The sequence below is a fragment of the Streptococcus hongkongensis genome (assembly GCF_053206145.1).
In genome coordinates, this window is sequence record NZ_JBRUGD010000002.1 from 35,387 (window position 1) to 47,334 (window position 11,948).

Genomic DNA, 11,948 nt, shown 5'->3' on the forward strand with positions numbered 1-11,948 from the left:
TTCCGCCATTCTTTATAATAAATTTTGTTACGATAATTTTGCCATAGCTTCTATTTCAATAAAAGCTTCTTGTGGTAATGCGCCTACTTGAAAAACTGTTCGAGCAGGATAGGGCTTGTCAAATAAACTAATCATTATCTGATTCAATTGATCAAAATATGATATATCGCTTAGATAAATGGTCAGTTTAAAAATAGCATTCAAATTAAGATGATGTTCTTTTAGAATACTGTTAACGTTATCGAAAGCTTGCTGACACTGTTCTTTAAAGTCATTAGATAGACAACCCGTTTCTGGATTAACTGGCAATTGACCTGAAAGGTAGAGCACATTACCCTCGATTCTGTAAATAGAATATGGCCCAAATGCATTGGGATACCCATTCATACGTGAACCTCCTTTTTGATATAGTTAAATTTTACATGAAATCGGATTCATAGTCAATAAAATTTTATTATTTTAATAATTTTTTATTATTAGGATAATTATTAATTGTCTTTTATTTGGAAATGTATTACTATAGTAATAATAGAACAGTAAAGGAAATTCATTATGAAAAGTGAACAATTAAATCATTGGAAAACCGTTATTGCATTTTTAAGTGGTGTTTTAGGTAAAAACTATGAAATTATTCTTCATGTCATTGATGAAGATGATATCTACATTGGTGAAATAGTCAATAATCATATTAGTGGTCGAACTAAAAGTTCACCTCTCACTACTTTTGCTTTAGATCTAATCAATAAAAAAGTTTTCTTAGAAAAAGACTATGTTACCAACTATAAAGCAATCGTAAGTCCAGAAAATAAAGAAGTCCGTGGGTCAACTTATTTCATTAAAAATGAGCAAGGTCAATTGGAAGGCATGCTCTGCATTAACCTAGATATCTCTGCTTACAAGAGTATTGCTACTAATGTTTTATCATTAGCCAATTTAGACCTAGGACAAATTATTCCTGATTTAGCGCCAAAGGCAACTATTATTACTCAAGAAGAACCAGTCGAAGTCCTATCAAATAATATTCAAGATATCATCAGTGAAATTATTGATCCCTCATTAATCAATCAAAATATTCAACTCAGCCAAGACGTCAAGGTAGAAATTGTTACTAAATTATCTGAAAAAGGCGTATTTCAACTAAAAGGTGCCGTTTCCAAGGTTGCTGAAATTCTGAAAATATCAGAACCTAGTGTCTACCGCTATTTAAAAAAAGTTGAAATAGATTAGTATATAATAGACAAAAAGACTCCTAGCCGGACTAAAGAATGCTCTGTATTCTAAGTCAAATCTAGAAGTCTTTTTTAAATCCACGATAATTAGCGAAACATAAAGGTGAGCCTATTTTGTGTTTTTTACAATGACAGCCTGTCCTTGGCCACCTCCAATACATAAGGTAGCTAAGCCGTATTGAGCATCTCGTTTATTCATTTCAGAAATTAAGCTGACTAAAATCCGCGCACCAGATGCACCAATCGGATGTCCTAGGGCAATTGCTCCGCCATTAACATTAATTTTAGTTGAATCAAAGTTCAACTCTTTTGCGACAGCCAATGATTGCGACGCAAAAGCTTCATTAGCTTCGATTAAATCAATCTGATCAATCCCTAAATTAGCTTTTGTTAAAGCTTTGCGACTTGCTGGAATTGGACCACAACCCATTAGACTTGGTTCAACACCGGCACTTGCCGTACTTACAATTGTTGCTAGAATAGGTAATTGAAGTTGCTCAGCTTTTTCACGACTCATTAAAAGTAAAGCAGCTGCGCCATCATTAATACCTGAAGCATTTCCAGCAGTAACTGTGCCATCTTCTTTTAGAAAAGCAGGTCGTAATTTTGCTAATTTTTCTAAAGTCGTATCTGGTTTTGGATACTCATCTTTATCCACTACAAGGTCTTCTCCACGACGTTGTGGAACAATGACAGGTACAATCTCATCTTCAAAACGACCAGCTTCAATAGCCGCTTTTGCTTTCTGCTGACTACTAAAAGCAAACTGATCCTGCTCTTGTCTACTTAAATGATACTGCTTGGCAACATTTTCTGCCGTAATTCCCATATGGTAGTTGTTAAAGGCATCACTCAAACCATCTGAAATCATGGTATCCACAACTTTGGATTCTCCCATCCGTGAACCCCATCTTTGATTTTGAATAACATATGGCGCCTGGCTCATATTCTCTGTCCCACCGACCAAAATAACATCTGCATCGCCTGATAAAATTTTGAGGGCACCTAATTCAACTGATTTTAAACCCGAACCGCAAACCATATCTAATGTAAATGCTGGAGTTGTAACCGGAAGACCTGAATGAAGAGCAATCTGTCTTGCGACATTTTGACCTAGTCCGGCATGGAGGACATTTCCAAATATCACTTCTTCAACAAGCTCCGGTGAAATGTGTGTGCTATCTAAAATCTTTTTAACGACTGTTACCCCTAAATCAACTGCAGAAACCGTTTTGAAGGCTCCTCCAAAATTTCCGATTGGTGTTCTATAGGCTGATACTACGACTACTTCTTTTGACATATATACTCCTTTTTTATTCTTAAAACGCTTACATAACTATTATATTATTATTTTTAAAATATTCGACTATAATTTTGTTATAATAGATATCACAAAAATTTATAGAATACGAGGCACTTATGAATATTTCCAATTTGTCTTATTTTATTGAAATTGTCAATTGCAATTTTAACTTGACTAAGGCAGCAATGCGATGTCATATCTCACAACCTGCACTTAGTAATTATATAAAAACAATTGAATTTGAGGAAGATATTACTCTCTTTCAACGAAAAAAAGGAAGACTAGTTGGATTAACATCAGTTGGAGAACGTTTTTATGAAAATGCTAAGTTAGTTATTTCATCTCATGAGCAATTAATGGCTGATCTAAGAACCACTTCAAAAAAATATAAAGGTCAAATCACCATTGGTATTCCTCAATTAATATCCGGCTTAGTTTTTTCAGATTTAATTCCCAAATTAATAGAAGATAACCCCGATATTAAGTTTACCATAATTGAAGCCGGAGCATACGAATTGCAAAAAAAATTAATTCTAAATGAAGTTGATTTTGCCATTTTACTCACGCCAACAGCACTTGATCCTTCAATTGCAGATATGTCAATTCTTTTAAGAGATCGCTTATGTCTTTACATGAGTCATTCAACTTACAAGACTAAATTTGGCGATGAGACGCCTGTCTCATTAAGACAATTGCATAACGAAAATTTTGTGATGTTTGATCGTAATTTCATGGTTCATCATCAACTAAAAAATTTATTTGAACAGGTTGGTGTTTCCCCAAAAATTAAATTCTTTTCATCATCATGGGACTTTCTCTTAAATGCAACACGCCATTCTAACTACTTAACCATTCTTCCTAGGCCAATTGCTCAATTTGCAAATATGAAGGGCATAACGGAAGTGTCTTTGCAAGAAGACGCTCAGTGGGAAATCGTATTAACATCTCTGAAGAAAAATAAGGCCAGCCACTTAAAATCATACATAAAAAATGCTATTTTGGATTACTTCTCTCACTATTCAATATAATAGCCTTTAATACACAAAAAGAGAGTGGGACAGACACTCTCTTTAAAATACTAAAAGATAGGTAATCACAACTAGAAAGACTAGACAAACACTTGGCAGTGTGTAGGCCACAATTTGATTAAATTTCAATTTAAAGTGCGACAAATAAGATAAAGCCCAGAATGGAACAATCAAATTTGTAGTGGCATCACCTAACTGATAAGCTTGTAAAATCTTTCCAAGACTATTACCAACTTCTAAGGTTGCAGGGATGATATAAGGTGCCTCAATGACAAATTTAGAGCCACCTGAAGGGACTGCTACATTTAATAAGGCAGAATATAAGAAGGCAAAAACTGGCCAAGTCGTAGCATTAGAGATACTCACAAAAAAGTGTGAAATTTCAAGACCAAGTCCAGTATTTTGAATAATGCCAAATATACCAGCATAAAATGGAAATTGCAGGATCAAGCCCCATGATGACATGACACCCGATTTAAATAAATTGCCATAGTAGTCTGGGCCTTGTTGACCACAGAGCAACAAACCTAATCCTAGAAACAGAAAATTAAAACTATTTAAATCTAATCCTGATAATCCAACTTTTGAAAAATGGAAGATACTATAAGTGAAAATAGTACCACCAGTCAGATACATGACAAGTCGTGAACTATTCATCTTTTCAGCAGGGGTATTCCTAGCAATATTCAGATGCTCGCCACTCTTTAAACTGTTATTGAAAATCTCATCATCCAATTCAGCAATTTTGTTATTCTCTTTAGGATGGGCATACAAAGCAAAGCAGATAGGAATCAACATACAGATCACTAACAAGCTTATAAATGGTAAATTTAAGACTGAGTCCGTCAATGGCACATTAACTGGAACTAGTTCCTTGTATGACTCAGCAACACTATTTTTTAAATAATTAGGAGTAGCTGCATAGAGCACAGCTGCACCAGACATTCCAGATGTCGCAGGTAAGAAAGTAAAAAATAAGGTAGCAACAAACAGCGGCGTATGCACTTTAATGCCTTTTAAACGTGCCTGAACCAATAACTCTTTACCAAAAACAATGGCTACCATCATTCCAAGCCCCCAATGAAGAAAGCCAAACAATGATCCAATTAAAACAGAAAAAATAATAATCTGTGCCCTTGTTTTAGGAATCTTAGCTAATGCTTTAAATATCATTTGAGCAGGTGGTGAACTTGCTACTGCATTACCAGTCGCAAGAAGAATCGTCATTTGCATCGCAAATGACAGCAAGCCCCAAAATCCGTTAACCCAGCCATAAATGATGCCACCCATTTTTTCATCACCGATCAAAGGTGATTTTGTCATTGTCAAAGCCATCGCTACAACTAGAAACGTTAAGATGAAGCAAATAAATAAAGATTCCGGCATCCATTTAGTGAAGCCGTCAATATACCGATCCATGAAAGATTTTTTTCTTATTTGATTATTCATGAAATGATTCCTTTCAATAATTCTGAAATAGCTAAAAGAAATTGTGTAAGGCGTTCAAGAAATGTTTGGTCAAGGTTTACCTATTTCAGTAGATAACCTAATCATAAAACCGTTTTCATTAAAATGCAAATTCCAATATCTTATCCTACCTATAATGAAAAGTTATGCTAGTTACTATCTTCTTTAACGAACACTTCACGAGACGGCAATAAACACCATTATTACAACCGAATCCCTTCAAAAAGCAATATACGGCTTTGTTATTAGCATTGCTTAAGCATTCAATAAGGAGTCAAATTTAAAAGTTCTAGTCTCACAAGAATCTAAACTGTAGGTAGTCTTATATCCCTAAAAAAATGGAACAAGACATCAAAACATAGCAAGTGATTATTTCCCAATCAACTGGGTAGTTGAAAATCATAACCACCCGTCAAACGGGTGGTTTGGTCTAGGGCTATAAGCCCAAATAACTAGCCAGCGCCTAAAGACGCTGGCTTTCACTTTGTTCAAGCCTTATTGCTTTTGACTCGTCACCAGCCTCTTAAAGAGGCATTTGTATTACTTGCTATTATCCCTAAAGGGATCCTCATATTCTTTCACACTCAATTTATCTAGTGCTATATCATGTTTTTCTTGTTCTTGAATATAATTTTTTTTATTGTAGCTTCATTTAATCCAACCTACTAACATAATAACCTTCTGCCCAAAAGTGTCGATTCCCAAATTAATATTTCAGATTGGAGTGCTTGTCGAACATCATAAGTGCACTCTTACCTTTTAAATATCCCATAAAACTTGAAACGCTTAACCTTGGTGGAATGCTTACTAACATGTGTACATGATCTGGCATCAGATGTCCTTCTATTATTTCTACACCTTTATAGCGACATAATCTTTGAAAAATTTCTCCTAAACTACCTCTATATTGATTATAGATTATTTTTCGTCTATACTTAGGGGTGAACACAATGTGATAGAACACAGCCACTTTGTGTGTGACAAACTATGTGCCTTTTGCGCCATATTTTTTTACTCCTCTCGCTTTACAATTGGCTTGAACACCTATATTGTAGCGCGTTTGGAGTTTTTTGGTAGTATAACTTTCGACGCGCACCCGCATAGCGGGTGGTTTTTTTGTTTCGCACCTGCGGAGCGAAACGGACTGAAAGTCACATAAAGAAAAAAAGCATCCTAGGATGACTCCCTAGAATGCTTTAAAATCAATGTTTCTAAACATTAATCAAATAATGAGATTATTTTTTTAAGTTGTAGAATGATTTGATTCCTTTGTATTGAGCAACTTCACCAAGTTGATCTTCGATACGAAGTAATTGGTTATATTTAGCAATACGGTCTGTACGTGACAATGAACCAGTTTTGATTTGTCCTGCATTAGTTGCAACTGCGATATCAGCAATTGTTGAATCTTCAGTTTCACCTGAACGGTGTGATACAACTGCAGTATAACCAGCTTCTTTAGCCATTTCAATAGCTTCAAAAGTTTCAGTTAATGTACCAATTTGGTTAACTTTGATAAGGATTGAGTTAGCAGCATCTTCTTTGATACCACGTGCTAAGTAATCAGTATTTGTAACGAAGAAGTCGTCACCAACTAATTGAACACGTCCGCCTAAACGTTCAGTAAGAACTTTCCATCCATCCCAATCGTTTTCATCCATACCATCTTCGATAGTGATGATTGGGTATTTGTTTACAAGTTCTTCAAGGTAATCAACCTGTTCTGCAGAAGTACGAACAGCTCCGCCTTCTCCTTCAAATTTAGAATAGTCGTATACTTTACGTTCTTTATCGTAGAATTCAGATGACGCACAGTCAAAACCAATCATGATTCCATTTTCGCCAGCTTCATATCCAGCAGCTTCGATAGCTTTAAGGATTGTTTCTACACCATCTTCAGTACCTTCAAATTTAGGTGCAAATCCACCTTCGTCACCAACAGCTGTAACAAGTCCACGTTCTTTAAGAATTTTCTTAAGCGCATGGAAGACTTCAGCACCCCAACGTAGAGCTTCTTTAAATGTAGTAGCACCTACAGGCATGATCATGAATTCTTGGAAAGCAATTGGAGCATCTGAGTGAGATCCACCATTGATGATGTTCATCATTGGAGTTGGAAGTACTTTAGCGTTGAATCCGCCAAGATAGTTGTAAAGTGGTACTTCAAGGTAGTCAGCTGCAGCACGAGCTACGGCAATAGAAACACCAAGAATTGCGTTTGCACCAAGTTTACCTTTGTTAGGAGTTCCGTCAAGAGCGATCATCGCACGGTCAATAGCTTGTTGATCACGTACATCAAAACCGATGATTGCTTCAGCGATAATGTTGTTTACATTGTCAACTGCTTTTTCAGTTCCTAATCCGTTATAACGAGATTTGTCGCCATCACGTAGTTCAACTGCTTCATGCTCACCAGTTGAAGCTCCTGAAGGAACCATACCACGTCCGAAAGCACCTGATTCTGTATAAACTTCTACTTCAAGTGTTGGGTTACCGCGTGAGTCTAAGACTTCGCGAGCGTAAACATCAGTAATAATTGACATTATAATACTCTCCTTATGAGTTTTAATTTTTTACATGTTAATAATACCACAAACTTAGCCTATTATCAACTTAAAAAGCGTACTTTTGAAAACTTGAATTCGATTTCATGAAAAAATGATTGTAGTATTTCAAATCCTAAGAAAGCCCTGAAAATACGGATTTTAATAGCTTTTTCTTTTGAAAATAAGTATAATGAACTTAAATGAGTGAAGGAGGCTTTTATGGAGTCATTAGATCAGAAGATATTAAAAGGTGCATTGGGTGAAACTAGACTTGATCCTGATCAACAAAGATACTACTTAGGAACTTATGCTGAACGTGTCTTGTTAACTATTCCATTAGTGGGAATTGAAGAAGAAATTGCCAAAAGTGAATTTGAACGTCTCTTGCCTTCATATGTCGCTGACTATTCCCCATTATCACTTAAGCTCTCAGCTGATTTAGATTCAGAATATCAAATGTTCTTTATGAAATTAGCAAGCAAAAAGGGTATCCCTTCAACAATCATAGATGAGACAGGCGCTACTTCTCCCTTCGCACTTGTTCTCCATACAGATCATGCTATTAATTTAGACCAAACATCAATTTCAGATGCTATTCCAGAGGATAAAAAGACTATACCTGAGAAAAAAACGTCCTTTTGGGACACTATTTTTGGTAAATAAATGTCTGGGACAAATGTTCTCAGACTCTATCTTTTATAAAGATTTATGTATGTAGCGTAGTGGTTGAGTGGGCTCTAATACGTTGAAAATCAACTGTTTCAGCTCTACTCAACTTTGTGGAGGTGGGACGATAAAATTAAATTTCTACGAAATTACTGATTTTTGTCCCACTCTTATTTTGCCTTTTTTTGATAGGCTAAGTAGTAACTAGTCTTGTAATTGCGGATGCTGACAAGCTTATACAATTTGGTTTTTATAAATTTTGCATGGTAAAATGATTGAGAATAAGCCTCTTCTTTTGCAATACTCCAATAAATTGCAAACTTGCCCACATGAATACACTCATCCTGCACCCTATCCAATTCAGCCATAAACTGTTTAATATCATTATCTGTTACACTTGGTAAGAAAAATAAGGCATTTTTCCTGAAGTGATCCTGATACCACCACTCTGGCAAGTGACTAAATTCATCTAAATATGATTGGTGTTGTAACACGATAAATGGAATGGGAAATGCGTAGCTTTGGGAAAAATAGGATTCTAACAGTTCTTGAATCTTTTCTTTAGATTTTTTACTAGTAAAAAAGAGATTACCACTATTAATATAGCTTGTAACTTGATCTAGTCCTAAATTTGTTAAATCCACTGTCAGCTCAGCCATTTTCACAGAATGGTTGCCACCTACATTTATACCTCTTAATAATAAGATATAGTCCATTATACTATCACCATGTCACTCTCATCAAAAGGCATCTCTGGATTCCAACACACTTCCCAAACATAATTATCTGGATCGGCAAAATAGGCGTGATAACCTCCCCAGAAAACATCTTGTGGCTCTTTTAGAATTCGAGCACCCGATTGTCGTGCCAAAGATATAGTTGATGCAACCTCTTCTTTGCTTTTGGTATTGTAAGCAAGTGTCATTCCATTAAATTGATTGGGTTCTAAGGTTGGTAGTATACCACCGAAATCATCAGATAGCAAGTCAATAGGATAAAGTTCCAGTTTAGTACCAGCGTTATTAAAAAAAATCACAGTCGGATTATCTTCTATTTCTTTCGTTTCAAACCCAAGACCATCACGGTAAAATGTAACGCTTTTTGCCATATCTCGAACGCCTAAACAAATTAAATTAATTCGGTTCATTATTTCTCTCTTTCCTCTAAAAATGTGATGGCTTCCATTAAATCACCTTTATTAATATGATATGGTGTAGCAGTTTTTACAATTTCTTTTGCACAAAATGCAATTCCAATACCTGCAGCTTCAATCATAGGAATATCATTTGCGCCATCTCCCATCGCAATTGTTTGTGCTATTTCCAAATTATTTTCAGAAGCCCATTTTCTTAGCTGTTGTAACTTGACCTCTTTTGTTACGATATCACCTTCGAGTAGACCTGTTAATTTCCCATTTTCTTTTCCTAAATGATTTGCCTTCACATAATCAATTCCTAATTCTTCAGCTAGGATATCAACTGTTTCATGGAATCCTCCTGAAACCAAGCCAACCTTAAAATGCCTTGCATGTAACGCATCTATTAGCTCTTTGGCTCCCTTATTAAAATGAATCTTTTTAGATACCTTGTCAAAAATAGTCACAGGAAGATTTTCCAATAAGGAAACTCTTTTTCTTAGTGCTTCTTCAAAATTCAACTGTCCATTCATCGCCAAGTCAGTTAATTGCGCTACTTCTTCCCCATATCCTGCTTCTTCAGCCAATAAGTCAATCACTTCTTCTTTGACAAGTGTTGAGTCAACATCCATTACAAATAAGCCTTCAACTTTTTCCATTTCTGATTTCTACCTTCCCACTTTAAGTGCTAATCATTTATCATATTCTACTAGAAATAGAGTAGTCCTGCAAGAATATGCAAAAAACTTGAGTTCAAACTCAAGTTTTTTAAAAACGAATATATTCTCTTGTTTTCTCATACGATGTGACAAAGCGACTTGTTACACCAGGTTCAACAGTTTCTAGTGCATATGATATCTCATCAAATGACCCTTGGTAATCATAGTCAATTTCAAAAAGGTGCATTGCAATTTCAAAAGAATTTTGAACACCTGCTTCGAAACTACGGTAACGATTTGAATACTGTAACAGTTGCTCTGTTAATGTCGCATTTTGAACTACTTGATAAGTATACTCTTCAAGGTTAGCAATTGATGATTTTGCAATGTCATTTAGACGGCCAACAGCATCAATATTAATCTTACCTTTACTTAACTCATCCATTAAGGCTTCAAGTTGTGTACTAGTTGTAAAAAATGCTGTCAAATAATCTTGTGGAATACCTGGTAAATGACGTTTTTCCATGAAGCGTTTAATCATATGCAATTGCGCAACATAGATATCAATATCACGACGCGCAGTCTCTTCTGTTTTTTCAATTCCCTTAATTTCTTCAAAAACATCCATTTGACCAGACTCAACAACTGCAAGTGTTTTGAGAGCTTTATCAAATCTCACTTCTAATTCTGAAAACGGAATTTCTTGTGAGCCAAATGATTGGGCATTTTCTAAAACAGATTCTTCTATCTTAGTGATATCCTTATCAAAACCTTTTACAGGAAGTGCTTGATTCTCATTTAAAATGTATTTGTAAGAAAGACGTGATAATTCATTTTTCAGTTTATCATTATTTTCTTTAACATGTGTCAAATACTTTGGTAAGATTTTACTATCTTTATGGGCATTTTTATGAGCTGCAATTTCACGTTCAAACAATTGATATAAAACATCAATACGTTCCTGTATGTGCTCATTATCTTCTCTAGCACGATCCAGATCCAAAGTTACTAATTCACTAGCATTACTACGGATTGCTTCACGAACTTCTTGAAAACGAACTTCAATATTAGATTCTGGAAAATGATAATTTTCTTCCAACAAGCGACGGTAACCAGATTCTAAGTCATCCATTTGCTCAGGGAAATCTTCTTCAAGTTTTCCAACAATTTCAGGAATTTGCTCAGTAATTTGACCTAATGCAATAGTGTGCTCTTCGGCTTTGTCTAAAACTTCAGAGGCTTCCACCGGGTCACCTGATGAATTGAGTGTAACAAATTGAGAAAATTCAGTTTCAATATTCTTCATTTGTTTATCAATTTCAGATTCTGTACTACCATACTTGCCTTCGTTATTTGCAATAGATGCTTGTAATTGCTCATATAAGTCAAGGGCATGAGTAACACGTGCGCTATTTTTCTCTTCTTGTTCTTTTAAAATTCCAAGTGCTTCACGAATTGATGTAATATCTTCTTCAACTAAATCTAATTGACTGTCAACATTTGTAATTTCATGTTTAGCACGAATAAAATTAAAGGTATCATTCAATTTTTCTGCTTCAAAAAGATGATTTTCAATATCAGCAAATGAGTTCATCGTTAAATCAACCCATTTTTGATTCCATTCTCTAAAAGATGTTTGACTTTGTCCAATTAAATGGAGTGATTTAACCTCCTCAACTTCATCGTTAACAGGTAAACCAAAAAGTTTTAATTTTCTTTCTTCTAGATTTTTGATTAACGAATCATTTCTTTTACGAATAATTACGCCGATAAGATAAGCAATAATCACCAATAAGACGATTGCTACAATCAGCAAGATAATTCCGCTCGACATCCTTTTCTCCTTATTATGTTTTGCGATTGAACATAACTTATTTAACTATCTTCAAACGCCATTTATTAAATTTTATATTAA

General features: G+C 35.0%; 11 protein-coding genes and 1 pseudogene. 3 read left to right on the forward strand and 9 right to left on the reverse strand.

Going from position 1 to position 11,948, the window contains the following annotated elements; all coding sequences use genetic code 11:
• Window positions 1-27 precede the first annotated feature (27 nt).
• The gene (locus tag ACVRZD_RS01365) at window positions 28-387 is read right to left on the reverse strand and encodes a RidA family protein (RefSeq protein WP_037626992.1); all 360 of its coding nucleotides are present in this window, start codon (window positions 385-387) and stop codon (window positions 28-30) included.
• Between the two features lie 165 nt (window positions 388-552).
• Here ACVRZD_RS01365 and ACVRZD_RS01370 point away from each other — a divergent pair, with 165 nt between their 5' ends.
• Window positions 553-1,227, forward strand: coding sequence for a helix-turn-helix transcriptional regulator (locus ACVRZD_RS01370; RefSeq protein WP_037626995.1), 675 nt, complete (start codon window positions 553-555; stop codon window positions 1,225-1,227).
• 111 nt (window positions 1,228-1,338) lie between these two features.
• On the opposite strand, the gene ACVRZD_RS01375 is transcribed toward ACVRZD_RS01370, so the two are convergent.
• Window positions 1,339-2,529, reverse strand: a complete 1,191-nt coding sequence (locus tag ACVRZD_RS01375; RefSeq protein WP_037626997.1) for an acetyl-CoA C-acetyltransferase — start codon at window positions 2,527-2,529, stop codon at window positions 1,339-1,341.
• 119 nt (window positions 2,530-2,648) lie between these two features.
• Between ACVRZD_RS01375 and ACVRZD_RS01380 the strand changes: the two genes are divergently transcribed.
• Window positions 2,649-3,560, forward strand: a complete 912-nt coding sequence (locus ACVRZD_RS01380) for a LysR family transcriptional regulator (protein ID WP_037626999.1) — start codon at window positions 2,649-2,651, stop codon at window positions 3,558-3,560.
• A gap of 42 nt (window positions 3,561-3,602) precedes the next feature.
• On the opposite strand, the gene ACVRZD_RS01385 is transcribed toward ACVRZD_RS01380, so the two are convergent.
• From ACVRZD_RS01385 to eno, 3 genes and pseudogenes are all read right to left on the reverse strand, one after another.
• Window positions 3,603-5,009 (reverse strand): short-chain fatty acid transporter, encoded by a 1,407-nt coding sequence (locus ACVRZD_RS01385; RefSeq protein ID WP_037627002.1) that lies wholly within the window; start codon window positions 5,007-5,009, stop codon window positions 3,603-3,605.
• 558 nt (window positions 5,010-5,567) lie between these two features.
• Window positions 5,568-6,032: pseudogene (tnpA, locus tag ACVRZD_RS01390) on the reverse strand (IS200/IS605 family transposase).
• A gap of 230 nt (window positions 6,033-6,262) precedes the next feature.
• On the reverse strand, window positions 6,263-7,570 hold the full coding sequence (gene eno / locus ACVRZD_RS01395) for a surface-displayed alpha-enolase (protein ID WP_037627481.1): 1,308 nt from the start codon (window positions 7,568-7,570) through the stop codon (window positions 6,263-6,265).
• Window positions 7,571-7,792: 222 nt separating this feature from the next.
• Here eno and ACVRZD_RS01400 point away from each other — a divergent pair, with 222 nt between their 5' ends.
• Entirely contained in the window at window positions 7,793-8,236 is a 444-nt protein-coding gene (locus ACVRZD_RS01400) for a YueI family protein (RefSeq protein WP_037627478.1), read from the forward strand.
• 173 nt (window positions 8,237-8,409) lie between these two features.
• On the opposite strand, the gene ACVRZD_RS01405 is transcribed toward ACVRZD_RS01400, so the two are convergent.
• The 4 genes from ACVRZD_RS01405 to ezrA all read right to left on the reverse strand — a co-directional run bounded on the left by ACVRZD_RS01405 (window position 8,410) and on the right by ezrA (window position 11,867).
• Window positions 8,410-8,955 carry a DUF1697 domain-containing protein gene (locus ACVRZD_RS01405; RefSeq protein WP_037627476.1) on the reverse strand — a complete coding sequence of 182 codons (546 nt, stop codon included), beginning with the start codon at window positions 8,953-8,955 and terminating at the stop codon, window positions 8,410-8,412.
• Window positions 8,955-9,386, reverse strand: a complete 432-nt coding sequence (locus ACVRZD_RS01410; protein WP_037627474.1) for a VOC family protein — start codon at window positions 9,384-9,386, stop codon at window positions 8,955-8,957. Before ACVRZD_RS01410 ends, ACVRZD_RS01405 begins: the two co-directional genes overlap by 1 nt.
• Window positions 9,386-10,033 (reverse strand): phosphoserine phosphatase SerB, encoded by a 648-nt coding sequence (serB, locus tag ACVRZD_RS01415; protein WP_037627472.1) that lies wholly within the window; start codon window positions 10,031-10,033, stop codon window positions 9,386-9,388. The genes ACVRZD_RS01410 and serB overlap by 1 nt, the downstream gene beginning before the upstream one ends.
• Before the next feature lie 109 nt (window positions 10,034-10,142).
• Entirely contained in the window at window positions 10,143-11,867 is a 1,725-nt protein-coding gene (ezrA, locus tag ACVRZD_RS01420; RefSeq protein ID WP_037627469.1) for a septation ring formation regulator EzrA, read from the reverse strand.
• Window positions 11,868-11,948 lie beyond the last annotated feature (81 nt).